Source organism: Trichocoleus desertorum AS-A10 (genome assembly GCF_039962155.1).
Lineage (GTDB): Bacteria > Cyanobacteriota > Cyanobacteriia > FACHB-46 > FACHB-46 > Trichocoleus.
Window position 1 is genome coordinate 400,353 of the sequence record NZ_JAMPKN010000002.1, and the last position, 25,084, is coordinate 425,436.

The following is a 25,084-nucleotide window of genomic DNA, read 5'->3' on the forward strand; positions in this document are numbered from 1 at the left end:
TATGGAGTCAACTTGGGCAGCGCGGCATCGTGAAGCAGTTTCCCTCCAAGCGCAGGGCCGCTTTCAAGCAGCAGAACAGCAATATCAGGCCATTTTGCGAGTCCAGAGTCAAGCAGACGCAGTTTGGCACGATTTGGGCTGGCTTTATTACCAAATGGGGCAGTACCAATTAGCGGCTCAAGCGCTGCTGAAAGCTCTCGAACTCAATCGCCAGCAAGCTAACTATCACTACAAATTAGGCTTAGTTCTGGAGAAACTAGGCGATCGCGATCAGGCGGTCCAAGCCCACCGCAACGCTATTCAACTCGATGAAAAATTGAGTAATGCCTACAGCGAACTAGGGCGATTGTTAATGGCATCCAGTAAGCTCGATGAAGCAGAAAGGGTATATCAGCAGGCGATCGCCGTTCATCCCCAGCAAGCTCAGAGCTATTTCCAGCTAGGTCAAGTGCTGGCGGCTAAAGCTCAATTCCCAGAAGCGATTAAAGCTTATGAAGTAGCGCATCAGTTCAATCCTGCCGACCCCCAGATTTTGCAAGAATTGGGTCAAGCTTTGGATCTACAAGCTAGTCGCTATCAAGCCAGAGCCGCTTTCTACCGAGGGTCAAGTTTCTACTGCCAAGAGAAGTATGCAGCAGCAGCAGAGCAATACCAGGAATTCATCCACATTCCCAACCCTGAGGCAGCCGCCCCAACAATGCAGCGGGCTTATAAGTACTTGGGAGAATGCTTACAAAAACTAGAGCAGTCTGCCGAGGCGATCGCCCTGTATTACCAAGGGATCCAACGCTATCCAGAGGCTAGTGAGTTTTATTACGAGTTGATAGCACTGCTGCAAAATTCTGGACAGGTTGAGAAGGCGATCGCAATTGCTACCCAAGGCTTACAGCATCTTCCCGATGATCTACATCTGCTGCGAGCACAGCAACTAATGCTCCCCATTTTGTATCAGAATGCAGCTGAGATTGAACAGTGGAGAGAGCATTTTATTTCAGGGTTAAATTACTTAGTAAAAACTACTGATTCAACAACGCCTGAAGCAGCCCAAAAAGCACTTTTAGGAATTGGCTACCAAACCAATTTCTATTTGCAATACCAAGGCCGAGATGATTTATTGCTCCAGGTTCAGTATGGGCAGCTAATTCATCAAATCATGGCCACCAACTATCCTGATTGGGTCAAGCCGCTTCAGGTAAAACCTCGTTCTCTACAGCCTAATCAGCAGCGAAAGAGCCGAATCGGTTATATTTCAAATTTTCTGTGGCAGCATACAGTTGGCAAACTCTTTGTTGGCTGGATTCGTCATCATAATTCAGACCAATTTGAGCTGTACTGCTATCACCTGGGGCCAGCAGTTGACCAGATAACAGAGCAAATTCGTCAGCATAGTTATGAGTTCAATCATTTACCTTTGCAGGAAGTTCTAGAGGCAGATTTTCAAAATATTGGAAGCAAAATTCGGGCTGATCAACTCGATATTTTGGTGTTCCTAGACATTGGCATGCATCCTTTTGTGACCTCGCTTGCGGGATTGCGCCTCGCCCCAATCCAATGTGTCACTTGGGGACATCCGATTACGTCTGGTTCCCCCACAATCGATTATTTCCTTTCTAGTGACTTGATGGAGCCAGAAACCGCAGAAGTTCACTATTCGGAAAAGTTAGTGCGTTTGCCAAATATTGGTATTAGTTACACCAAACCACAACTGCCACCCTTATCCAAATCACGACCGGATTTTCAGATTCGGCCAGATGCGATCGCCTATTTGTGCTGCCAATCTTTATTCAAATATCTTCCCCAATACGATTACATTTTTCCGGCGATTGCTCAGCAGGTACCCCAAGCTCAATTCACTTTTATTTCTGGTTTTGATCCCGGATTAACTCAGCAATTTGAACAACGTTTAGAAGCTGTTTTCACTCAGTATCATCTCAACTACCGATCGCACTGTGTTATTTTGCCGAAACAAAGCCAGACTGACTATTGGCAAATTAATCTGCTGTCAGATATTTTTCTAGATACTTTTACTTGGTCTGGCGGTAATACTACCTTGGAAGCGATCGCCTGTAACTTACCTATCGTCACTTGCCCCGGTGAGTTTATGCGAGGACGGCATTCCTACGCGATTTTGCAGATATTGGGTGTAACTGCAACAATTGCTAAAGACGAAGCCGCATACATTGAAATAGCCGTTAAATTGGGTTTGGATTGTGATTGGCGAAGTCAAGTTGTGCAGCAAATGAGCGATCGCCAGTCATTTCTTTATGATGATTTAACTTGTGTCACAGCTTTAGAGGACTTCTATCAGCGCGTCATTGGGAACCACTAAAGCAATAAGTTTTGGTCATTGTAACTACTTCTAGTTTAGAGCTGCCTAGAGTAAGAGAACAGCATGGAAAATTGGAAAAGTTTGTATCAAGAAGCAACAGCTCTGCAAAAACAAAATTCTTTAACAGCAGCAGAACAGAAATATCAGCAAGCCCTGCAATTGGAACCCAAGCAAGCAGAAATCTGGAGTGACTTAGGACATCTTTATTATCGGCTGGGTCGCCATCAAGAGGCTTTTTCAACGCTATCACAAGCGTTAGAAATTAGCCGATTCACGGCTCTGCATCATTACCGTTTAGGCATGGTATTTGAGCAACTTCAGCAAACCGAATCAGCGATTCAAGCTTATGAAAACACAATCAAGCTAGATGCCAACTTGGTAGAGGCTTACTTAGCTTTAGGACGAATTCTCGTTACTCAATCACAATTTGACGCTGCCATTAGCAACTATTTAATCGCTCACGATCGCAATCCTCGTGATGTCAAAATTTTAAGTGATTTAGGGCAAGCCTATGAATTGCAAGCTAATGAATCAGAGTTGAGGTCTGATTTTTATCTAGGATTTAGCTATTACCGTCAAGGCAATTATGCAGCCGCGATCGCTCATTACGAGAAGTTTCTCACATCTCTTACACCAGCAATTGCTCCAGAGGCCATTGAGCGAGTATATCGCTATTTAGGCGACTGCCTGCAACATCTCAATCAATCCCAGAGAGCCGCCGAAATTTATCAAGCCGCAGTAAAACAGTATCCCCAAAAGCCTGACTTTCACATTAATCTGATTGCAGCTTTACGGAACAGCGGCCAAACGAGAAATGCGATCGCCGCAGCCGCTACAGCCGCTCAACTCTTTCCAGAGATGGTGCTGTTTGAGCGCGATCGCCACCTAGTTTTGCCAATTCTGTACGAGTCAAGCACAGAGATCTCAACTTATCGACAGCAATTTAACCAAGGTTTAGCTCAGCTGATTCAATATGTGCAGTCAAGAGCTGATGTTAATAATGCAGAAAGTCGCGTTGTTTTTTTGAAGAGCTTAGGGTCTCAAACTAATTTCTATTTGCACTACCAAGGCCAAAATGATCTGGAGCAGCAAGTTCAATTTGCTCAGTTACTTCATCAACTGATGGCTGCTCAACATCCTGAATTGAGCCAACCTTTAGCGATTAAAACCCCAAGCGCTAGGCAAAAAATTCGAATTGGTTATGCCTCTGCTTGTATGTGGAAGCAAACAGTTGGAGTCCTATTTTTAGGCTGGTTGCGGCATAGCGATCGCCAAAATTTTGAGATTTACTCCTATCACTTGCATCCCCATTCCGATGAGCATACGGAAAAATTCCGAGCTTCTAGTGATGTTTTTCGTCATCTACCTGTTAAGGAAGCGATCGAATTGGATTACATCCAAGCGGTCGGTGAACAAATTAGAAAGGACGAGCTTGATATTTTAGTGTTTCTGGATGTAGGAATGCATCCTTATATGAGTTTATTTTCTAGTCTGCGTCTGGCTCCAGTTCAATGCGTTACTTGGGGGCATCCAGTTACTACAGGCTCTCCCACCATCGACTATTTCTTATCGAGTGAATTGATGGAACCTGAAGATGGAGACAAGCATTATTCAGAAGAACTAGTACGTTTACCTAATATTAGTATCGCCTACAATCCACCGGATCTAAGTGAGGCCATAAAAACTCGCGCTGATTTTGGCTTGCGAGAAGATGCAGTTCTATATTTATCCTGTCAAACTCTATTTAAATATCTCCCTCAATATGATTACATTTTTGCCGCGATCGCTCAACAAGTACCGCAAGCACAATTTGTTTTTATTTCGCACAAAAGTGCTGCGATTACTGAAAAATTCTCTCAACGTTTAGAGCGATCTTTTGCTCAGTATGGCCTCAAAAGCCCTGACTACTGCGCGATTTTGCCCCGCCAAGGGCACAATAGCTACTTAAGCTTAAATCGCATTGCTGACGTGTTTTTAGATACGTTTAGTTGGTCAGGAGGCAATACTGCCCTAGAGGCGATCGCTTGTCACTTACCTGTGGTGACTTGCCCTGGAAAAATGATGCGTAGCCGCCACTCCTACGCCGTGCTCAAACAATTAGGAGTGACAGAGCCGATCGCTGCTAACGAGACAGAATACATTCAAATTGCAGCTCGTTTAGGTCTAGACCCAAAGTGGCGTCATCAAGTTTCCCAAAAAATTAAGGCTGCCCACTCCCGCCTTTATGACGATATTACCTGTGTGAAAGCCTTAGAGAATTTCTATCAGCAAGTCGTTCATCAACAAGCTTCTCTAGCTTCCAATTCAAGATGACTTTGAATTCAAACCCAATGATTAATCAATCCATTCACCAAACAGCTAATCCCTTAAAACTATATTTGGGCTGTGGCCGCAAAATCAAACCAGGGTATATCAATGTAGACCAGTATTTAGCTGGTCCAAACATCACCCAAATGGATGTTTTTAATTTGCCATTTCCTCCAAATAGCGTGGATGAAATTTTTACTGAGCACATGCTAGAGCATCTGAGTAAGTATGAGGTGCCTCAAGTATTAAAAGAATGGGCTAGAGTTCTAAAGCCGGAAGGCCAACTCGTCATGAATTTGCCCAACTTGGAATGGTGCCTGCGGCAATGGCTTGACAAACCAGAATCAGAGCGTTGGGGCTGGCAGCTTGATACTATCTTTGGTCTCCAAAGCCATCCGGGTGAGTTTCACAAAACTGGTTTTACAGCTCCTCGATTACGTCAATTGCTCGCAAAAGCTGGCTTTCGCGACATTAGCATTGCAGATTGTTGGTCCCACGAACAGAGCTGTTTTTGGGTGAAAGCTAGTAAAGCGCCTAAAAATACAAATCCTTTAGATAAGGTGGCTTATTCCACGAGTATCGTTGTACCTTGGTGGGATCACGGTGAGTTATTGGAAATTTGGGAACGCAACTTAAAACATTTATCGGACATTGAAATTATTTTTGTTGACAATGGTAGTCAGCCTCCCACCAGAGATGCTCTAAAGAGATTTTGTCAGACTCATAATATTAAGTTAATTCGTAATTCTGAAAACCGAGGTTTTGCCGCAGCAAATAATCAAGGAATTCAAGTTGCCAGCAACGAGTATATTTTATTCCTTAATAACGACATTGAGGTGTTGAACACTCCGGTTCCATACCTATGTCAACTTGCTGGCGAAGGATTGGCAGGCCCAGGCCCTAAACAAACTGAAACTGGGGAAGTTTATTTAGAAGGCTGGGCTTTGTGTGTCAAAAAACAGGTTTTAGAAAGCTTTGGTGGTTGGTGTGAAGACTATGGGCCAGGATATTGGGATGATGTTGACTTCTGTCATCGCGCTAAATCCAGTGGGTATTCACTTACTCCAATTCCTGAAGAGATTAAGCATCAATTATTTACCCACAACCAAAACACAACAGGTCGAGATGGACGACTCAATCAGTTGAAGTTACATGTCCGTAATCGCGGCATTTTTATTCAAAAGTATTACCTGAATAAAATGCCTAAGATTGTCATTGATGGCATGTTCTTTCAGTTTTCTAATACTGGTATTGCTCGTGTTTGGTCAACCTTGTTAGCGGAATGGTCTAGAAGCAATTTCGCTGATCATCTTTTAGTGTTAGACCGTAATGGTTCTGCGCCGAGAGTTCCTGGTATTCGCTACCGCGTGATTCCACCCTATAGCTATAGCAATGCTGCTCTCGATCGCGCCATTCTTCAGCAAATTTGTGACGAGGAGCAGGCTAGCTTATTTATTTCCACCTATTACACCACTCCGATTTCAACGCCTTCGGTATTCATGGCCTATGACATGATTCCGGAGCAAATTGGCTGGGATGTAGACGAGTTTATGTGGCGGGTCAAGCACTATGCCATTCAGCATGCTGACCGTTACATCGCAATTTCTCAAAATACTGCGCGGGACTTAGCTAAACTCTTTCCTTACATTGCTCCGGAAGCGATCGCCGTTGCGCCTTGTGGGGTACAACCCAGTTTTGTCCCGGCTGGGGATGCAGAAGTGAATGAGTTTAAACAGAAGCACCAGATTACGCAGCCTTATTTCTTGATGGTCGGCACGAGAAACGGCTACAAGAACACCATTTTGTTTTGCAAAGCCTTTGCTAAACTCGCGAATGCTACCAACTTCAGTATTGTTTGCACAGGTGGAAACCCCACGCTGGAGCCTGATCTGAGTGCTTGCTTACCCGCAGGTACCAGAGTTCATCTACTGCAACTAAACGATGCCGAATTACGAATGGCCTATGCTGGAGCGATCGCACTCGTGTACCCTTCCCAGTACGAAGGCTTTGGGCTACCTATTTTAGAAGCAATGGCTTGTGGTTGCCCTGTCATTACTTGCCCCAATGGTTCCATCCCAGAGGTGGCGGGTCAAGCTGCCCTTTACGTCAAGGACTCAGATGTTGCAGGACTGACTGCGGCGCTGCAAAATGTGCAGAACCCAACTTTGCGCGACCCACTAATCAAAGCAGGCTTGGAGCAGGCTAAACAATTCTCTTGGCTCCAGATGGCGAAAACTGTGAGTGAAACGTTGATGGCAGCAGCTCAGCAAGCGCCTCCATCAACGCCCTACAGCGCTCCAATGACGATCGCAGCGGTGGATAATCGGCGCTTGATTGCTCTAGATAGCAGCCCTGACACCAGTTCTGGTATTAGCCTTACTGCTAGCTCTGGTAGCCAAGCGGCTTTGCCACTTCAGCCTGTAGCGCTCCCATTACCCACGCCACCCGCAAATCTCGAAACCTATGAGCAGTACCAGCAGATGGGCAGAAGCTTGATCGCAGAGCATCAGCTAGAAGATGCCATTCAAGCTCTGGAAAAAGCTCACCAACTGAGTCCTCGCGATCCGGTTGCACTCCAGGATTTGGGTACTGCCTACAAAGCCAAGGCAGATGAGTCTCGCATGCAGGCTGACTTTTATCTAGGGTTTGCTTTATACCGTCAAGGCAAATACCAAGCGGCGATCGAGCGGTATCAGAAATTCCTCAGGTCTGAGAAAACAGGAGTCGCCCCGGAACTGATTCAGCGAGTTTATAAGTGCTTAGGTGATTGTTTTCAGCGCTTGGGGCAGTACGACGCGGCCATTCAGCTCTACCGGGAAGCGGTACAGGCTTATCCTACCGCCACAAAGCTTTACTTTGACCTAATTTCTGCCTTGCGAGATGACGGCCAAACTGAAGCCGCGATCGCCGCTGCTACCGAAGCTTTGAGTTTGCTACCGAATGATCTTTCTCTCAAGCTAGCCCAGCAGTTAACTTTACCTATTCTGTACGCAACCACCGAGGAGATTGCAGTATCTCGGCAGCGGTTCAGTCAAGGCTTAGCCCGCATTGGGGCTGAACTCGACTTATCTACGCCAGAAGCTAGCAAAAATGCCCTCGAAGGCATTAGTCGTTACGCTAACTTCTATCTGGCTTACCAGGGTGAAAACGATCGCGCTCTACAACAACAATACGGGCTGTTGGTGCATCAGATTATGGCGACCAACTATCCCCAGTGGGTGCAAGATCGACCGATGCCACCTTTAAGCCCGAGTGGCAAAATTCGCATTGGCTATCTCTCAGACTGTCTACGTCTGCATACAGTCGGCAAGTTGTTTTTGGGCTGGCTGCGTCATTGCGATCGCGAAAAATTTGAAATTCATTGCTATTCTCTGAATCGAGAGCAGGACGCAATTACGCAGGGAATTCAACGTTACAGCGATGCCTTTCATCAGATTTCTGGCGATTTGACAGGCATGTGTCAGCAAATTCTAAACGATGAACTACACGTACTCACGTTTCTCGATATTGGCATGCATCCCAAGGCTAGCCAGATTGCCAGTCTGCGCTTAGCTCCGGTACAGTGTATGACTTGGGGGCATCCAGTGACATCGGGCTTACCCACGGTTGACTATTTCCTCTCTAGCGACCTAATGGAGCCTGAGAACGGTGAGGAACACTACTCCGAGCAATTGGTGCGGCTACCCCAAATCGGTATTGCTTATGCCAAACCTACTATTCCCGAGCTAATCAAGACTAGAGCTGATTTTGGATTGCGCCCCGATGCGGTGGTCTATTTGTCTTGTCAGTCACTGTTCAAGTACCTGCCGCAGTACGACTTTGTGTTTGCCGCGATCGCGCAACAAGTGCCTCACGCCCAGTTTGCTTTTCTCGCTCACTTTAGTGCTGCTGTCACTGAAAAGTTTCGTCAGCGCTTACAGCGGGCTTTCGCCGCAATAGGTCTAAACAGCGAGAACTATTGTGTGATTTTGCCTCGACAGAACCAAGCAGGGTATTTGCAGCTCAATCTTTTGTCCGATATCTTTTTGGATACGTTTGACTGGTCTGGCGGCAATACCACCCTAGAGGCGATCGCCTGCAACTTACCCGTCGTCACTTGCCCAGGCGAATTTATGCGAGGACGACATGCAGCAGGAATTTTGCAAGCTTTGAGCATCCCGGAGGCGATCGCGGCGACTCCAGAAGAATATGTGGCGATCGCCGTGAAGTTAGGGCTGGATTCTGCGTGGCGGCAGGAGATCGGGCAGCGCATTACCCAAGGCCATGCCCAGCTTTTTGATGACTCAAGTTGTGTGAAAGCGCTTGAGTCCTTTTATCAACAGGTGGCTCAAGGGAGTAGCTCCAAACTTTAGTTGATCGGGCGAATCTGTGGAGGAGTGGGTTCTACAAGAACTTTAGGAGGTTCAGGGGGTTGTAGAGCCTTCCTCCACTCGCCAATTTGGAGCTGGGCTTGAGCATAGGCTTCCGTACGAGCAGGAACCTTTTGGGCGATCGCGATCGCACTGGGTAAGTCATAGTTGGCTTGGTTTTGGGCCAGCACTAAAATAGATTGGCTCCACTGATTGATGGCGGATTCAGCATCAATTCGTAGGGAACTGGAGGCGGGAATTTGATCCGCTTTTTGGATCGCCGCTGCTAAGGCATCTGGGGTTGCGGCAGTCGCTAAGCTTTGAGCTTCTTGCCAATTTTGCTCTGCTTGAATCAGGCTGCGCCAAGAGCGGATTTCATCCTGCGCCTCATCATAGAGCGCCCGACCAGAAGTGATTTGGTCGGCGGTAGCGATCGCACTGGTTAAATCTCCACTGCTCGCGAAGGCTCGGGCTTGATCTAAGTAGGGTTGGTCTTGCTGTCGCTGAATTTCCCTGGTCCACTGGCGGATCTTGTCTTGGGCTTCACCGTACAAAGCGCGACCTGAACCGACTTGGCTGGCTTCATTAATCGCGGATTGCAGCGAGTTAGCATCTCCCGCCAAGGCATATTCATCCGCGCGATCGAGGTAAGGCCGATCTTCCGTAGTTTCAATTTGGCCGCGCCAGCGAGCAATTTCTTTCTGAGCTTCATCCCAGCGAGGATTGGAGCGGTTGACTAAGCTAGCTTCTGCGATCGCCGATCCTAAGGCATTCGGAGTCCCCCCTTGCGCTAATTGACGGGCCCGATCGAGATGAGCCACACCTTCAATTTCTCGTTGCCAGCGGGTAATCAACTGCTGCGCTCTAGCGTACATCGGACGCTTACGATCGAGCTTTTGAGCTTGAGCGATCGCGGCTTCTAAGTCTGCGACCGTCCCTTGCCAGGCTTGAGCTTGAGCATCAGCCAGATCAATAAAGTCTTGCGCTTCTTCCTCTAAGTTGGCACTATCAGGAATCTTGCGGGCAATGGCGATCGCTTCTGTCGCGTTGCGTTCTTCTAGGGTCGCTTGGGCTAAATTCAGCATTTTGCGACCAAACTTGGCGATCGCGGTTTGTGCCTCTTTGTAGATGTAACTGTTGGGGCTGATCGACTCCGCTAGCTTAATCGCCTTGAGCAAATTGTCGAGACCGCCAATGTCTGCCAGTTCTTCGGCTTTAGCTAACTTGTTGCCTTCTTCCTTAGCAACTCGAATGCGTTCGTTGAGTTCTTGATACTTCGTGGTTTCCCAATAGGTATTACCCACGTAAAGCAGGCGCACTGCCTCGGTAAACGCTTGATGCCACTTGCGCTCTCGCATAGCGGCTTCTGATTTTTGATAAATTGCCTCTGCCTTCTCCCAAATCGATTGCCAGCGCTCGATCCGTTCATTCACGAGGGCATGAGCCGATGTGTTTTCTGGAATTTTGCGGGCTGTAGCAATCGCTTCTTCGAGCTTGCCAGCGTTGAAAGAAGTTTCAGCCAAGTTGAGGATATCTGATGACCACTGTTGAATCGAGCGGTCAATATCGGACCGCAAAGGGTGATCGAGAGGCAAGTTGTGAACTAGCGCGATCGCCTCTAGCAAATTCTTCACGGTCTGCTTGTTGGCTGCAACCTGAGCACAGTAGAGCCGCATGGAAGCAGATGCCATCGGCCAGAAGATCGAGGGGCAATTCGGCAACGCAGGCGATCGGACCAACAACGCCACCGAGACAACTGCCGCTCCTCCCGTGAGCAACAAGGTAGTCAAGCCCCAAAATCTTATGCTTGTGGGCAATCTTAACCGTTTGCGATCGCGGGGACTGGGGGGCTGGGTCAGCGGCGGGGGAGCAGACCCCGTTACGGCATAAGCAGGTTGCTCCGTCTGACCGAGCGTCGAAACCACAGGCCGAACTGGGTCTGGAGGCACAGCTCTGACCACAGGACGCGGAGTCGGATGGGTTGAGGGACGAGGAGCAGGGGGGCGGTCGGGGTTGCTTGAATTCTTCATCCGAAGAGGCCGATCGGCTGGCCTACGGTCTGGAGTTCCGCGATCTCTGGTCATAGCCCACCTAACAACTCCCACCTAACAATTCGTAGTGCAGCGGCTCTGGCTGCTCCAAAGCAAATGCAGTAGTTGTCATCCTACCCTCCTCAAGCCCCAAAAAGTCAAATCTTTAGGTTTAGATGACACTCTTCGTAGACTTTCTCTAGCCTCCCGGACTTTCGTTAGGATTCGGCTCGCAACTCGGAAATCAGTTGCGCTAGTTCATCACTGCTGGCTTGATAAACCTCATTACAGAAGTGACAGGTGGCTTCAGCGCCGTTGTCTTTTTCGATCATGTCTTGCAGTTCCGTTTCGCCCAAAATCTTGAGCGCCCCTAGCATGCGATCGAAGGAGCAACCACAGTGGAACCTGACTAACTGAGTTTCTGGAAAGATTTCTAATCCCATATCACCCAACAGTTGCTCGAACATTTCTGGCAGCGTTTTGCCTGCTTGCAACAGCGGGGTAAACCCAGACAATTGGCCAATGCGAGACTCTAGAGTTGCTACTAGTTCTTCATCGCGAGCCGCTTTAGGCAAGACTTGGATCAACAAGCCTCCTGATGCGGTTACACCTTCCGCACCGACGAATACGCCCACCACCAAGGCTGAAGGAGTTTGCTCGGAAGTCACTAAATAGTTGGCGATGTCCTCCCCAACCTCACCAGAGACGATCTCTACAGTGCTGGAGTAGGGATAGCCATAGCCCACATCCCGCACCACATACACATAACCTTCGTGACCTACCGCACCACCGACATCCAATTTGCCTTTGTCATTGGGAGGTAGCTCAATTTCTGGATTATCGACATATCCGCGAACAGTTCCATCTAAGCCCGCATCGACTAAAATGCCGCCCAAAGGTCCATTGCCGCGAATCCGGATATTGATACGCGATCCGGGCCGTTTCATACTGGAGGCCAACAGCAATCCGGAGGACATGGTACGCCCCAGAGCTGCTGTTGCTACATAGGAGAGCTGATGCCGCTGTCTAGCTTCTTCGGTGAGGCGAGTTGTAATCACTCCTACCGCTCGAATGCCGCCATCAGCCGCAGTTGCCCGCATTAACTGATCCGCCATGAAAAACCTTACATTTCTTAATTCACTATTTCTATTCTAAGTTGTGGGTTGATGGCCTTGGGAGCGATCGCCAGGATCTCGCCAAGGTCTTTCTGGTCCTGAAGCAAGCCAGGGACGCAGCCAAAGCGATCGCGTTGCTCACGGTTCGGCTAAGAACTGCCTGAACTTGGCATACTGAAAGAACTAGAGAACCAACTGATCTGCGGAGCCGCCATTCAAGCTTATGTGGGGTACTTTTCAACAAAGCAACTTGCGAATTGAGGTCAACGCCTCAGCCGCTACCATTCGGGATAGTTTGCTCCAACCCGCTCAACTGCAAAAGTGGTTGTGGCCAGAACGCTTATCCCCCGGATTGCCAGAACAGTTGCATGCTGGGTTATCATTCACCAGTTGGCTAGGTCCGATCGCAATTCAGCATCAAGTGGATGTGGCGGAACCGAATTGTCTGCGCTTGCTCTTGAGCCAAGGCGTTGATGGCTTCCATGAGTGGTGTTGGGGCGACGGCTGGCTGCAATCGCGGCTAGAAGGGGTTTCGCTCTTACCGCTAAATGCGGGGCAAACAGTGGCGCTTTTGAGTTTGCGACAATTCTTAGCCAGACAGTCTGAGAGCTAATGCCTTTAAGTTTCAGGGTTATAGAGCGAGTAGCAGAACGGGTAGGCAGCGGAGTGTAGTGATTCATGCTGGCTAAAACTTCGCTGTCTGGAAGCCGAGTCCGATTAACCAGTTGGACGCCCCAAGATTTACCTGCTTTGGCGCATTGGTATCAACAATCTGACTTCTTGCGACTGTTGGACGCTCAGCCTGCTTACCCCTACTCTGAAGCGTTTTTAGGCCAATGGCTAGAAGAACGCCAAAAATCTAATCATGCTTTCATCTTTGCGGTGCGTTCTACCACTCCAACCGAACCTGCGACCATAGGCACCAACGACACGCTACTGGGCTATGTAGAACTAGACGGCATCCTGTGGAATCACCAAGTGAGCTGGATCAGCATTGCCATTGGAGAGGAGCACTGGGGCCACGGTTATGGCTTTGAGGCGATGCAACTGGCGCTGACCTTTGCCTTCGAGGAGCTAAACTTGCACCGCATTCAACTCACCGTCTTTAGCTACAACGATCGCGCGATCGCCCTATACGAAAAACTTGGGTTTCAGCGCGAAGGCATGTATCGAGAGTTTGTCCACCGCAGCGGCGATCGTCACGATATGTACCTTTACGGTCTCCTCCGTCCCGAATGGAAAGCCAGGTTTGGTTAATTGGCCCTAATCTTGTGTTTTTAATTCAATCAAGCGCTGATTTTGATCGAATTTTGCAGTAATCGCCCGATCGCCGTTAAAGCGTCCCAGTACATAGTTCTCTCGCTCTGAAACTTCTAAGTTGTAAAAGCTTAGGTAACAGGCAAAGGCTTGGCGATGATTGCTGAGTGCAAAAGTTGAGATGAACTGGGGAAACACAAACGCAATTCGGGCGATCGGGTCATCAATCGGCCAACGATAATCGGCTTGCTTGAGTAAGACGAACAAAGCTCCACCTGCATAGGGAGCGCAGTAATAAGCATTAGCTTGGCAAAGCCCACTCGCAACCATTGATAAAGCATGGCCGTTGATTTCATCGCTAAGCGATAGCTGTGGTTGCTTAAGTTCAGCAATTGCAGCGCGATCGCCAAAGGCCGCTAACTCCAACGCATCTTGCAGTAACGGTTCAGGAATATGACTCTCTGCATTAGCCCAACCCCATAACCAGGTTTGGCTACTATCTGACTCACTGCCCAGAATTTGCACTGGAAAGGTCAAAGTTTCATTAAACTCCAACGTGCCAGCTTCCATGTCAAACCACCAAGTATGCTCGCCGAGCAATTCACTCAAACACAACTGTTGATCAAAAGCTGCGGCTCCATGAGCCAACAAAAGTTCTGCAAATGTCGTTACCATTGCTAGCTCTGATAGTTTTAGTTAAGGTGAGCGGCTTGGTGCAACGGAATTGTAATCACGAACTCGGTGCCTTGATCCAGTTTGGAGGTGCAAGCCAGAGAGCCACCATGCTTTTCAGTAATGATTTGATAGCTGATTGACAGCCCCATGCCTGTGCCTTTGCCCACCGCTTTAGTTGTGAAGAAAGGATCAAATAGTCGTTGCTGGATGGCGGCAGGAATGCCCAAACCATTATCTGAAATCCGAATGATTGCCTCTTGACGAGGAGTTAGTTCGGTTTGAATTTGAATTGTGGGGATAAACTGCTTACCCTGCTCTAGCGCCTCCTCTAGGGCATCGATGGCATTACTCAGAATATTCATAAACACCTGATTCAGTTGGCCAACGTAGCATTCTACCCGTGGCAAATCGCCGTAATGCTTAATCACTGGAATTTCGATGCGATCGCTCTTAGCTTTGAGGCGATGCTGCAAAATCATCACGGTGCTGTCGATGCCATCGTGTAGGTCTACTGCTTTCACCTCTGCCTCATCCATGCGCGAGAAAGTCCGCAGCGAAGTCACGATCTTCTGAATCCGCTCGGCTCCGACCTGCATCGAATCAAGCAGCTTTGGCAAATCTTCTAGCAGAAACTCTAGATCAATGGCCTCCGCTTCAGCGGCGATCGCCGGAACTGGCGTGGTGTAATGTTCCTGGTAAAGCTGCACCAAGCCCAACAGATCTTGCGTGTAGGTGCGAGCATGGCTGAGGTTGCCATAAATAAAGTTGACTGGGTTATTAATTTCGTGGGCGACTCCTGCCACTAATTGCCCCAGGCTCGACATCTTTTCGCTTTGCACCATTTGGGCCTGGGTGCGCTGGAGTTCTTGCAGGGCGGCTGCCAAGTCTGTGGTTTGCTGTTGCAATTGCGCTTCTGCTTGTTTGCGCTCTTCTTCAACCAGCTTCCGTTCACTAATATCTGTCACGGTGCCTACATAACCTACGACTCCGCCCTCAATGCCCTTTTCTGCCACCGCCTGACCAAAAACCCAGGAAATGGAGCCATCAGGACGCTGAAAGCGATACTCCAGGCGGAAGGCCTGTTTAGCCTGGACAGATTGTTGCCATGCGAACGAGACGCGATCGCTATCTTCAGGATGAATCGCCCCTGCCCAACCGCTACCCTTAGCTGTTGAGGGAGTCAGACCCGTAATTTGGCACCAGCGCTGATTTACATAGATACAGCCACCCTCGGCATCGGTCCGAAAGATGCCCACCGGAACCGTGGCAGCCAAAGTGGCATAGCGTTTCTGGCTCTGACGCAAAGCTTCTTCCGTCTGTTTGCGCTCGGTCGCATCCGTGCCCACCGACAGGATTTCTACCAGTTGATTTTGTTCATCTAAAATCGGTTTATTCGCCCAGGCAATCCACACCCGTCGTCCATCCTGGCAGCGATTTTCATTTTCGTTGTGGGCGTAGTCTTCGGGATGCTGATGAATGGCGATCATCAGCATTTGCAGATCTCGGCCAGAGGTTTCGGTTTCAGGAACGATGGTGCCAAGGACATTCTGACCAATCAGTTCGCCTGTGGCAAAGCCGAAAAAGCGGGCTCCGTAATCATTAATAAACCGAACCGTGCCAGTTGTATCCCAGCGGAGAATGATACAGTTAGCCGTCTGCACTAGGTCGCGATACTGGGCTTCGCTGGCTTTGAGCGCTTCTTCGGTTTGCTTGCGTTCGGTAATATCGCGAGCAGTGGCGTAGATCAGCCCTTCTTGCGCGTAGGGTGTAGAAGTCCAGGAGAGCCAGCGGTAGGAGCCATCTTTGCAACGGTAGCGGTTCTCGAAAGAAATGCTGCCTTTGCCACTCAGAAGTTTGGCCGCCTCGGCAGCGGTCGTCGATTGATCCTCAGGATGGACAAAATCAAGGAATGGCTGAGCCGTCAACTCCTCAGTTGTGTAACCCAGTGTGTGCTCGAAGGCGGGGTTGATCCGCTTGAAGTAGCCATCCACTCCAGCGATGCCCAACATATCGCCAGCCAAGGTAAAGAAGCGATCGCGCTCTGATTCCGCTTGCTGGCGTTCATCTTCTGCCCGCTTGCGTTCGGTAATGTCCTCCACCATCGCCACAAAGAATTGAAACTGCCCCCTGGCATCACGAATAGTGGAAACGGTTAAGTTAGCCCAGACTAAGGTACCATCGGCACAAAGAAAACGGCGTTCTCGCTGGAAGCTGTCTCTGGTGCCCGCAATGCAAGCCAGACACAAGGGTTCCTCGATCGCCCAATCTTCTGGCAAGGTCAGGTCTTGGGGGGTCATGGTGGGTAATTCTGCTTCACCGTAGCCCAGCAGTCGTTGCCAGCAAGAATTAGCTTGGCGAAACTCCAGGTCTGGGCCCACGACCGCAATTCCCATGCCAGAGTTTTCAAAGATGGCTCGGAAGCGTTCTTCACTGGCTTCGCGATCGCAAATCTCTTGTTGGAGCCGAGCGACGAGTTGCTGCAACTTGGCGGTTCGGACTTCCACCCGACACTCCAATTCTTCGTTGGCTTGTTGCAGGGCCAATTCTGCCTGTTTGCGCTTAGTGATCACTTGGGTAAACATGATCAAGCCGCCCACTTCACCAGTGCGCTCGTACCAAGGCCGTACTTCCCACTTCAGCCAATCTGCCGTGCCATCTGCTCTAGCAAACACTTCTTCGTCACAGCATTCTACCGCTCCTGCCAAACAACGTTGATGCACCTCCCGCCAGCGATCGGGAACTTCCGGGAAGAGATCGTAGTGGCAACAACCTTGAATGTTGCGATCGCCTAAACCATAGTCTTCTAGCCAGCGGCGGCTCACCATCAGGTAGCGCATCTCGCGATCGAGCATCGCCACTGCCGCAGGGGTATGTTCGATGAATAAGCGCACTTGCTCTTCGCGCTGTTGTAGAGCCAGAGCTGATCGCTGGCGTTCCGCTTCGATTTGCTGGCGTTCGTTTTCGACGCGCTTCGCTGCGCTGATGTCGCGAATGCTGCCAATCAGCAGAGTATTGCCTGTGTCATCCACAAAGACTGATTTTTTCGTGGCAATGACATAGGTTTCACCACGGACATTGGTAAAGCTTTCCTCGTTTTCCTGGGGCCTACCCGTCGTGAAGGTCAGCTCATCTTGCTGCCAAAAGACCTCTGATTGGTGCTGCGGAAAGAAGTCATAATCTGATTTGCCCAGCAAAATCTCGCGGCTGTGGCCTAAAAACTCGCAGAAGGCATCATTGAGAAACAGCCATCGGTGTTGACGATCCTTGATGAAAATGGGATCAGGCATCCCATTGAGCACTTTCATCAGAAAGCTTTGGGACAAGGTTAAATCGTTTACCGAAGTCTGCATGGTTGGTAGTGCCGAGAAATCGCTAGGCGGATGCTATTCTCCATAATTCCCCCCAAGTTCATATCGGCTTACATACAGCCAAAAGAGGTAAAAAAAGCTACCCACTCATCTACTCAAAACAGCTCTCCCAGTTTTTCCTACAACAGGATTAACTAGTAATCGACAAACAGTGCCAATGCTCTACACAACTCTCACCTGTAATTTGCAGGCTCAGTAGTTGCGCCAATTGTTCAGCTTTGATCTGGTTGCCTTGCTCAAAATCACAGACATGAATGTCAATCGTGATTTTGCCCTTCTCTGGCCAGAAGTGCAGGGCCACATGGGATTCCGCTAGCATGGCGATCGCAGAAACGCCGTGGGGCTGAAAGGTAAACGCCAGCTCTCCCACTATCGTCAACCCGACTTGCCCAACCACGCTTTGCAGCAAGCTGAGAAAATCAGCTTCTGTCCAGTGATATACAGCGGCGGCAGCTGGAAGAATTGCAGAGAGATGGTGAGAGCTAAGTGTGGAGGTGGTCATGAGCGATCGCCAATCATCTATAAAAAAGGGAAAAATCTAAAAAAAAGGAGAAACCTAGGCACCATAAACTCGGTGACCATCCCCAGGTAGCAAAGTCAGAGCCGTGGGACGAATCCGAGTTCCGACTGTGACTTCTAAATCTCCTTCCCAATCTTCGACGGAGAGCACTTGGTCGTTAGAGGCGTCATCAGAGGCGGCGTAGTCAAAGTAGCGGCATTGTTCGGCTTGGCGGTTTAAGGTGGTGCCGGCACGAGTCATTCGCGCTGTGCCCGCTTCCACTTGCCGATAAGCCACACCGCCAAACGTGAGATGCGTGGGAGGCGTGCTAGGAATATCTAAACCTTGGGTTGGCTCCAAGAAATTGACTTCCACTCGGTCATCTTCTTCTACGGAAAGCCAACGGAGGCGATCGCCGTCTTGCAGCAAGTACTCTAGCCAGGTGTAGCCGTTGCTGTCGTAGGTAAGCTTGCCCTCTACGACCCAGTCGGTGCCCATATATTGCACAATATCTCCCACCTCTAAGCTGAAGATGGTACGAGCCAGAGAGGAGAGTTGAGCGCGATCGCCCTGGTTGGGTAGACGCCCCTGCGACTGGCGCACGACCAAAACCACACCAACTACCACCACTGCAATCACGCCAAGCCAAACTAATGTGATCATCCTCCACCTCTCTTCCTTAGTGATAAGCCGCCCAACGTGGATCAGCTTGATACTTCACTAGCACTGGGTTTGCTAAGCGATTGATTTCTACGTTGCCAAGTTGCACATCTTTAGGCAGTTGGAATAGTTGTTGCAACAATGGCTCGGTCAAAAACTTGGTGGCAACAGGTAACTTCAGCGTTGCAGCTTGCAAGGGGGCACGCATTGCCAAAACAAAGCCCCAAGGCCCAAAACTCGGTACATCCGTGACGTAAGGATGCACCGATAAACCAACTGATTCCAGCGTTGCGGCGACACAGGCAAAGGCTCGCGGGGCAAAAAAGGGACTCGATGCCTGCGTCACCAATACTCCAGCAGGCGCTAAGCGGGTTAATAAACGTTGATAAAAGCCTTGAGCATAGAGCTTAGCAAGTGTGTCTCGGTCGGGGTCTGGAAAGTCTGCAATAATCACATCAAAGGTTTCGGGCAGCGTCGGTACGGTTAGGAAAGCATCTGCCTGTCTGACCTCTACACGTGGATCATCCAAAGCGTGAGCATTGGCTTGCACGAGAAAGGGATGTCGTCGCGCCAAATTAATCACCGCTGCATCCAGGTCAATTAACAACACCCGCTCTACTTCTGGCCATTTCAGCACTTCCCGCAGCGCTAGGCCGTCACCTGCGCCCATCAGTAGTACTCGACGGCGATCGCGACTGGCACTCATGGCAGGATGTACCAAGGCTTCGTGGTAGCGGTACTCATCTAGAGTGGAGAACTGCAAATCGCCATCCAGAAATAAGCGCACATCTGCTGCTTGGCGAGTCAGCACAATCCGCTGATAGGGTGACTGGATACGGCTGATCACCGGAGCATTGTAGAGCGTGTTTTCCAAGCGATCGCCCAATGGCACCGTCAGCGGAGCCAAGGCAAAGAGGCCAAAACAAACTACTAACCCCCAGCGCCGCCAACGTCGTAGTTGGGGAAAAGTTCGACCGAGGGCAAACACCATGAGAGCAGGTAACGCCCCAATCAGTGCCGCCGACGGAAACATCCCTACTGTGGGTAACAAAACCACAGGCAGCGCCAACGACCCCACTAGTGCCCCCAAGTAATCCAGCGCTAAAACCCCAGAGAGAGCATCTCGTACTCCCGCCTCTTGCTCCAAGATTCGAGTCAGCAGCGGCACTTCCAAACCTGCCAGGGTGCCCAACAGCAACGTCACTAGAAACAACCCAATCCAGACGGGACCGTTGACCACAAATAAAATGAACAGCCCTAGTGGTAGCAGCGCACTCAGCGGCGCGATCGCGAGTTCAATCTGGGCAAAGGTGGTTAGGAGTTGCTGCTGCTCCTGTCGCAGGCGATCGCTCTCTGCCTGGACTCCTACTAGTTCATTGCCAGGGACTGCAATGAATCGGCTCAAATAAGACCCAACTCCCATCGCGGCTAGGAAACCACCCACGGCCACCCCATAAGCGAGCGCTTGATTGCCAACCAGGTAGCTCGCCAAAGTCCCCAGGAGCAGTTCAATCGCTAATCCGCAACTCGAAGAAATCGCCGTTGCTGCTAACAACAAATGCCGCTGACGCCGACTTAAACTGAGGTTTTCTGGCTCCCCAGCCTGCATAGTCGCTTGCCCTAGAGATGCCATTTTACTTACCTGCTCCGGGTCCACCCCCACGAAACTCCCCGTAACTGTTCCGTTCCGGGTTAGCCAGCCAAAGGCGGTTGTGGTAGCGACCCGATAAACTAGTGCCGTAGCGGGGCCAATACATCGGTTGCCGTTCTTCCCGCAGATGCAGTGAGGAACTTTGGGTATACCCAGCGGTGAGAGTAATGCCTGTAACCAGGAGAGCCGCGATCGCAAATGCAGAAGTCATGATCTCATTCCTAACTTATAGGGACCAACAAACATTGAGTTAAATGGTTTTTAGGTGAACCACCTGAACAGGAATTAAAGTTTTGGCTCCATCCCGAACGACTAATTCGGTTTTGTCAATTGGGCCATCAGGAACCACTTCGACGTAGAAGCCATAGGAACTGCGCGGCTCTAGTAGAAAGAACAGGGTGAGGGTGCCAGTGCCTTCATCTACTTTGCCTTTTTCTTTAGACAAGCTGAGCTTGACCGGAAACGAATTGGTATAGATCTGCTCACCGTTCTGGTCTTTAACGAACAACTCGACTTCTAATGCTTTCGGAGAAGTTTCATCAGAGGTAATGTCTACTGTGACCCGCACCAAGCGATCGCTCCCACCCATTACCGCGCGATCGCCCACATCACTATCTGGGATAGTCTTTTCGATGACCTGAGCGCCTGTGAGCGGAACAGCGATTAGCGACAACAGGGCTAAGCTAGCAGTGCCGAGCAATCCAGCCCAGAGATAGCGACCATCCACCACCCCATTCTGCACTGTGACTGTGATCGGCACAGGTTGATCAATTTCTTGCCCGGAAGTGTTGGTATAGTCCAAAACTTGAATGGCGATCGTAATCGGTTCGGATTGGTTAGGGCGCACATCCAGACCACCTACCAAATCCGACTCTTGCCAAGTGCCTGATTCGCCCTCCTCACTCCAGGTACCCGACTCATTCCAGGCTTGCTTAATACCGCTGGCGAGTAAGTTACCTTGGCGATCGCGCAGTTGAATTTCGTAGGTGACCCACTGGTTGTCTGGAATCGTAGCTTCGGTATCGATTCGCAATGCGCCGATCGGTGTTTTTTCAACCTGAATCGGTTGCAGTTCTGTTGCTTCTTCTGGGTCTACATTCAAGCTCGTGGCGAGCAACGTCTTGCCTACAAAACCAGCATTGATTAACGCCAGCAACATTACTACCGCTGTAGCCAAGGTTAAGTAAGGCCAAGGGTCCATAAAGCGGCCCGATCGCTGGGTTTGCACTTGTACGGGCATAGGCTTCCCTCAACTTACGGTGATTCACAAGGCTACTAAAGCACTCCACGCTAAAGCACTCTAATAAAATTTAGAGTTCCCAGCCGGAATGCTTCTTGCTAATAATGCCAATACATTTGCAGCCGCCCTGTTTCCGCAGTGTTTTAGCGCGGAGATAGAGGACGCGGTTAGCAACTAGCTAACGTGGGCGATCGCTTTCCAAACTCAACAGGCGAGCGAATTCATTCTTAACCATTTGGTAACACTCACAAGATGATGCCTCTAATCTTTTCCGATCTAGAATCCGGATCTTGCCGCGACCATAGGAAATCAACTGCTCCTGCTGTAGCTGTAGAGCTGCTTCTGTCACGCCAGAGCGTCTCACTCCTAACATCGTTGCTAGAAATTCCTGAGTTAAAGCCAACTCATCTGAACCTACCCCATCGCTACTCATCAGTAGCCAGCGACTGAGCCGCATTTTTATGGCGTGATGGCGGTTACAAGCAGCTGATTGGGACGCGACAACCAGGAGGGTATGGATATAGCGGTGAATCAAGCTATAGAAGTCTCCCCGGCGATCGAAGGCCGCTTTGGCAATGTCTGACCTAACTCGGATGCCCTGCCCGGGAATCTGGACCATGTTCTGCATCGGAGTGATGCCAGCATCCAAGAAGACAGGCAAACCCACAACGCCTTCACAGCCAACCGAACCAGACTCTACAGTTGCTCCATCCTCCAACACGGTCACTAAAGAAGCGAGTGCCGTAGTTGGAAAGTAGATGTAGGGAATCGGCTCGTAGGGCAGGATCAACGGTTGACCATGAGTCAGCTCGACCTCCTCTAGGTGAGGACGCAGAAGTTCCAGCTCTTGACTGGGTAATTTAGCCAGCAAGCGATTTTGAATTTGCTGGCCTTTTGGCAGACGAGTCGATGTTGAGTCCATCTTCTGTGTGAGGTTGTAGGGTGACAGGACGCCAAGGACAGCAAGCTTAGAGCCTTGAATCATTTGAATTCAAGGTGTCATTCAAGCGATTAACTTTGATCGAAGTAAATGGCGTTGGTGAAGCACATAGTAATCACTCTTAATCTAACTATCACCGTAGCAAAACTGGCCCTGGTAATATTACCCTCTGTGTGATCGCCTATACAGTTCTATAGTGATTAACGGCCGCGATCGCCTATTACATCTGCCTTCGCTGAGCCTTACCTAGACTCGGTTTCATCTATTGTCTAAATAGTTTGATGCAAAATCAAACGATTCCCTTCCGGATCGTAAGCGTAGATTTCACGCCCATGAGTAGCCACAATGATTTCACCTAGGGGAGGAGCAGCGATCGCCGCTAAGTGAGCGATCGCTGTGTCTAAATTTTCCACCTCCAAACACAAACTCATAGCACTATGTTCTGGAGCTTGGAACTCTGGTTGATGGCTAGTTTTCGGCTTAAAAATTCCTAACTTTAACCCCGGAAGCCGAAACTCCGCATAGGCATTTGGCAAGAGAAGCTGAGGGTCTTGCTGCAAGAATTGGTGATAAAACTCCAGCAAGCGATCGAAATCAGTGGCAGCGATCGTGACCCAAGCAGTTTGGCAACGCATCATTTTCTTATCATCTACCCAACCTACTGTTTTCTCAAAAAAATAAACCGCACGAGGCGTTGCACTCAACGCTTCATACGGCGATCGAACCCTATAAGGGGATATTACCAACCTGCTGAAAACTGTCTTTGCTGGAATTTTAACTTGGATAATCAACTCAATTGGCGGTTTAACTAGGCGATTGCCCAGTTGCCTCGCAGCCTTAGAGAGAAGCGGCTTCTACGACCTCATCTTCAAGTTTAGTTTTGGCTTCCTGAAACTCTTGGCCTAGCTGCTTGAGTTGCTGCTCATTCATGCCATCTCGCGCAGTCTCAAATATTTCTGACTCTTCTTCCTGCACGTGGTGCAGAATAGCTTTCTTCAGTTCAGCAATTTTTTCTTTGAACTCGGCTGAGTCAGGGCTGAGGGCTTTAATTTCTTCTAAAAGTGTAGCCGCCTCTTCATGCTCTGATTCTGCTTCTGCGATCATTGCATCTGTATCTTCGTACTCCCTCAGCCCAGGGTAGAAAACAAGTTCTTCCGCCCGCGCATGCAAATTAACTTCCTTATAGAGCTGGTTGAAGTATCGATATAACTGCTCTAAATTAGACGCACTCTCAATTTGAGAAAAGATCTGCTCAACTTTGCGGTGGTCAGTAGCAATTAAATCCAGAATGTTTTGGTTCTTGTCTTTAGCCATCGCTTGCAACTCCTTGGATGTTGCTACTTTGCAAAACTTAGAAAATTCCCACCACTGTAGTGGTGGGAACATTGAGGTTATTGAGGTTTGCTAAACAGATAATGATTCAAATGCAGTTAATAACTACTTCTTGGAAGCAGACATTTGATCTTGAAGTTGGCTCTTAGCAGACTTAAACTGAGTCGCCAATTGCTCAGACTGATCGCTGCTGAGGTTGTTGCGAATTGCCGCAAACATAGTGCTCTCTTCTTGACGGATGTGGTCACCCACAGCTTCCATCAACTGACGCACTTTGTCCTTAAACTCGGAAGAAGCAGGGCTGAGAGCCTTAATTTCTTCAAGCTTGCGCTTCATCTCAGCTTGCTCGTCATACAGTTCTTGAGTGTCATTCTGACCGTAGAAGGGACGCACAGCAGGATAAACTACCCGCTCTTCTGCTTCAGCATGGACGCTCAAGTCCTTGTAAAGCTGACCAAAATACTCTTGGATTTTTTGAGGATCGTTGGAGCCGAGGATTTCGGTAAACAGAGTGTTGGTCTTATTGTGGTCTAAACGGATCACATCTTGGATGTTCAGGTCAGACTTATCTGAGTTCTGAGTGATCACGCTGCCCGCTACACCAGAGAGAGCGGCAACGGCATCTTGTACCCGTGCCCACAGACCTTGATCCGCTTCTTGTCCGGTGAGTTCACGCACACCTAGCACTTCTAGTACGCCCTTGAGTTGCTCTTGGTGCGCCCGGTTTTCAAAGTTGACGGTGTTGAGGGGAGTAATGGCGAGTTCAACGTCAGCACCGACTTTCTGAGCCGCTTTGTGAACGACCACTCCGCTCATCACTAGTTGATGCTTAAGTAGTTCATGCTGGAACACTTTCTCAAAAATGCTTAGCTCAGAACCGCCCATCAATTCTTGTAACTTGTCAACGAACTGACGGATGGTTTGCTTAGGCTCAGACTTGATACCGTACTGCACAATTACGGTTTCCAAGACGCCCATGTTCTTCTGGTCATCTTTGAGCATCTCTTGGAAACGATGACGAATATCTTGGTCATTGATTTCGCTGATGAATCTTTGCTCATTAGCGATGACCAGCTCTTGAAGAGCTTTAATATCAGCTAGCTTGGTACCAATCATCATCCGCTTTGTATCGTCAAGCGTTGTTACCATTTCTAAACTCTCCTGCTAGTAATCATTAGGATCGGAACTATCTCTGAGATTACTCAGGCGTTTAGCCAGGTTCATCCTTCTCCCGGCTGATAAAAAAGGCTGTTTCAGTAGGAAGAAACCTTTGATTTGGTGTTGCACAAAGGTTAGCAGATCTAGTTAGAATTGGAAGAATAACTAAAGTTA

General features: G+C 49.2%; 18 protein-coding genes. 5 read left to right on the forward strand and 13 right to left on the reverse strand.

Annotated elements, in window-relative coordinates; translation table 11 throughout:
• The first annotated feature begins 1 nt into the window (after nucleotide 1).
• The 3 genes from NDA01_RS05575 to NDA01_RS05585 all read left to right on the forward strand — a co-directional run bounded on the left by NDA01_RS05575 (nucleotide 2) and on the right by NDA01_RS05585 (nucleotide 8,988).
• The gene (locus NDA01_RS05575) at nucleotides 2-2,329 is read left to right on the forward strand and encodes an O-linked N-acetylglucosamine transferase, SPINDLY family protein (protein ID WP_348227164.1); all 2,328 of its coding nucleotides are present in this window, start codon (nucleotides 2-4) and stop codon (nucleotides 2,327-2,329) included.
• Nucleotides 2,330-2,392: 63 nt separating this feature from the next.
• Complete coding sequence (locus tag NDA01_RS05580) at nucleotides 2,393-4,642, forward strand: O-linked N-acetylglucosamine transferase, SPINDLY family protein (RefSeq protein ID WP_348227165.1); 2,250 nt, start codon at nucleotides 2,393-2,395, stop codon at nucleotides 4,640-4,642.
• Between the two features lie 17 nt (nucleotides 4,643-4,659).
• Entirely contained in the window at nucleotides 4,660-8,988 is a 4,329-nt protein-coding gene (locus tag NDA01_RS05585) for an O-linked N-acetylglucosamine transferase family protein (RefSeq protein ID WP_348227166.1), read from the forward strand.
• Here NDA01_RS05585 and NDA01_RS05590 read toward each other — a convergent pair.
• Together NDA01_RS05590 and hslO are read right to left on the reverse strand one after the other, a co-directional pair.
• Nucleotides 8,985-11,069: a chromosome segregation ATPase gene (locus tag NDA01_RS05590; protein WP_348227167.1), complete on the reverse strand. Its 2,085-nt coding sequence runs from the start codon at nucleotides 11,067-11,069 to the stop codon at nucleotides 8,985-8,987. The two genes, NDA01_RS05585 and NDA01_RS05590, sit on opposite strands and share 4 nt — an antisense overlap.
• A 164-nt stretch (nucleotides 11,070-11,233) precedes the next feature.
• Nucleotides 11,234-12,130: an Hsp33 family molecular chaperone HslO gene (gene hslO, locus NDA01_RS05595; RefSeq protein ID WP_190431250.1), complete on the reverse strand. Its 897-nt coding sequence runs from the start codon at nucleotides 12,128-12,130 to the stop codon at nucleotides 11,234-11,236.
• Nucleotides 12,131-12,353: 223 nt separating this feature from the next.
• Between hslO and NDA01_RS05600 the strand changes: the two genes are divergently transcribed.
• Together NDA01_RS05600 and NDA01_RS05605 are read left to right on the forward strand one after the other, a co-directional pair.
• Nucleotides 12,354-12,743, forward strand: a complete 390-nt coding sequence (locus tag NDA01_RS05600; protein WP_348227168.1) for a hypothetical protein — start codon at nucleotides 12,354-12,356, stop codon at nucleotides 12,741-12,743.
• A 65-nt stretch (nucleotides 12,744-12,808) separates the two neighbouring features.
• The gene (locus NDA01_RS05605; RefSeq protein ID WP_348227169.1) at nucleotides 12,809-13,387 is read left to right on the forward strand and encodes a GNAT family N-acetyltransferase; all 579 of its coding nucleotides are present in this window, start codon (nucleotides 12,809-12,811) and stop codon (nucleotides 13,385-13,387) included.
• 6 nt (nucleotides 13,388-13,393) lie between these two features.
• Here the strand turns inward: NDA01_RS05605 and NDA01_RS05610 are convergent, their stop codons facing one another.
• The 11 genes from NDA01_RS05610 to NDA01_RS05660 all read right to left on the reverse strand — a co-directional run bounded on the left by NDA01_RS05610 (nucleotide 13,394) and on the right by NDA01_RS05660 (nucleotide 24,901).
• On the reverse strand, nucleotides 13,394-14,062 hold the full coding sequence (locus tag NDA01_RS05610; RefSeq protein WP_348227170.1) for a DUF6882 domain-containing protein: 669 nt from the start codon (nucleotides 14,060-14,062) through the stop codon (nucleotides 13,394-13,396).
• 17 nt (nucleotides 14,063-14,079) lie between these two features.
• On the reverse strand, nucleotides 14,080-17,412 hold the full coding sequence (locus tag NDA01_RS05615; RefSeq protein WP_348227171.1) for a PAS domain-containing sensor histidine kinase: 3,333 nt from the start codon (nucleotides 17,410-17,412) through the stop codon (nucleotides 14,080-14,082).
• Nucleotides 17,413-17,560: 148 nt separating this feature from the next.
• Entirely contained in the window at nucleotides 17,561-17,932 is a 372-nt protein-coding gene (locus NDA01_RS05620) for an S-adenosylmethionine decarboxylase family protein (protein ID WP_348227172.1), read from the reverse strand.
• A 54-nt stretch (nucleotides 17,933-17,986) separates the two neighbouring features.
• Entirely contained in the window at nucleotides 17,987-18,592 is a 606-nt protein-coding gene (locus NDA01_RS05625; RefSeq protein ID WP_348227173.1) for a DUF4178 domain-containing protein, read from the reverse strand.
• A gap of 16 nt (nucleotides 18,593-18,608) precedes the next feature.
• Nucleotides 18,609-20,222: a polyamine aminopropyltransferase gene (locus NDA01_RS05630; RefSeq protein ID WP_348227174.1), complete on the reverse strand. Its 1,614-nt coding sequence runs from the start codon at nucleotides 20,220-20,222 to the stop codon at nucleotides 18,609-18,611.
• Nucleotide 20,223: 1 nt separating this feature from the next.
• Complete coding sequence (locus tag NDA01_RS05635; protein ID WP_199299864.1) at nucleotides 20,224-20,451, reverse strand: hypothetical protein; 228 nt, start codon at nucleotides 20,449-20,451, stop codon at nucleotides 20,224-20,226.
• Nucleotides 20,452-20,490: 39 nt separating this feature from the next.
• The gene (locus NDA01_RS05640; protein WP_348227175.1) at nucleotides 20,491-21,480 is read right to left on the reverse strand and encodes a hypothetical protein; all 990 of its coding nucleotides are present in this window, start codon (nucleotides 21,478-21,480) and stop codon (nucleotides 20,491-20,493) included.
• A gap of 178 nt (nucleotides 21,481-21,658) precedes the next feature.
• A complete protein-coding gene (locus tag NDA01_RS05645) occupies nucleotides 21,659-22,402 on the reverse strand; it encodes a Crp/Fnr family transcriptional regulator (protein ID WP_348227176.1) in 744 nt (247 codons plus the stop codon).
• Between the two features lie 287 nt (nucleotides 22,403-22,689).
• Complete coding sequence (locus tag NDA01_RS05650; RefSeq protein ID WP_348227177.1) at nucleotides 22,690-23,124, reverse strand: VOC family protein; 435 nt, start codon at nucleotides 23,122-23,124, stop codon at nucleotides 22,690-22,692.
• A gap of 133 nt (nucleotides 23,125-23,257) precedes the next feature.
• Nucleotides 23,258-23,806, reverse strand: coding sequence for a hemerythrin domain-containing protein (locus tag NDA01_RS05655; protein WP_348227178.1), 549 nt, complete (start codon nucleotides 23,804-23,806; stop codon nucleotides 23,258-23,260).
• A gap of 51 nt (nucleotides 23,807-23,857) precedes the next feature.
• Nucleotides 23,858-24,901 (reverse strand): hemerythrin domain-containing protein, encoded by a 1,044-nt coding sequence (locus tag NDA01_RS05660; RefSeq protein WP_190554392.1) that lies wholly within the window; start codon nucleotides 24,899-24,901, stop codon nucleotides 23,858-23,860.
• Between the last annotated feature and the right edge of the window lie 183 nt (nucleotides 24,902-25,084).

Bases quoted from the DNA above. Each gene is read 5' to 3' on its own strand.
- NDA01_RS05575 (WP_348227164.1), top strand. From the start codon at position 2: ATGGAGTCAACTTGGGCAGCGCGGCATCGTGAAGCAGTTTCCCTCCAA.
- NDA01_RS05580 (WP_348227165.1), top strand. From the start codon at position 2,393: ATGGAAAATTGGAAAAGTTTGTATCAAGAAGCAACAGCTCTGCAAAAA.
- NDA01_RS05585 (WP_348227166.1), top strand. From the start codon at position 4,660: ATGATTAATCAATCCATTCACCAAACAGCTAATCCCTTAAAACTATAT.
- NDA01_RS05590 (WP_348227167.1), bottom strand. From the start codon at position 11,069: ATGACCAGAGATCGCGGAACTCCAGACCGTAGGCCAGCCGATCGGCCT.
- hslO (WP_190431250.1), bottom strand. From the start codon at position 12,130: ATGGCGGATCAGTTAATGCGGGCAACTGCGGCTGATGGCGGCATTCGA.
- NDA01_RS05600 (WP_348227168.1), top strand. From the start codon at position 12,354: ATGTGGGGTACTTTTCAACAAAGCAACTTGCGAATTGAGGTCAACGCC.
- NDA01_RS05605 (WP_348227169.1), top strand. From the start codon at position 12,809: ATGCTGGCTAAAACTTCGCTGTCTGGAAGCCGAGTCCGATTAACCAGT.
- NDA01_RS05610 (WP_348227170.1), bottom strand. From the start codon at position 14,062: ATGGTAACGACATTTGCAGAACTTTTGTTGGCTCATGGAGCCGCAGCT.
- NDA01_RS05615 (WP_348227171.1), bottom strand. From the start codon at position 17,412: ATGCAGACTTCGGTAAACGATTTAACCTTGTCCCAAAGCTTTCTGATG.
- NDA01_RS05620 (WP_348227172.1), bottom strand. From the start codon at position 17,932: ATGACCACCTCCACACTTAGCTCTCACCATCTCTCTGCAATTCTTCCA.
- NDA01_RS05625 (WP_348227173.1), bottom strand. From the start codon at position 18,592: ATGATCACATTAGTTTGGCTTGGCGTGATTGCAGTGGTGGTAGTTGGT.
- NDA01_RS05630 (WP_348227174.1), bottom strand. From the start codon at position 20,222: ATGGCATCTCTAGGGCAAGCGACTATGCAGGCTGGGGAGCCAGAAAAC.
- NDA01_RS05635 (WP_199299864.1), bottom strand. From the start codon at position 20,451: ATGACTTCTGCATTTGCGATCGCGGCTCTCCTGGTTACAGGCATTACT.
- NDA01_RS05640 (WP_348227175.1), bottom strand. From the start codon at position 21,480: ATGCCCGTACAAGTGCAAACCCAGCGATCGGGCCGCTTTATGGACCCT.
- NDA01_RS05645 (WP_348227176.1), bottom strand. From the start codon at position 22,402: ATGGACTCAACATCGACTCGTCTGCCAAAAGGCCAGCAAATTCAAAAT.
- NDA01_RS05655 (WP_348227178.1), bottom strand. From the start codon at position 23,806: ATGTTCCCACCACTACAGTGGTGGGAATTTTCTAAGTTTTGCAAAGTA.
- NDA01_RS05660 (WP_190554392.1), bottom strand. From the start codon at position 24,901: ATGGTAACAACGCTTGACGATACAAAGCGGATGATGATTGGTACCAAG.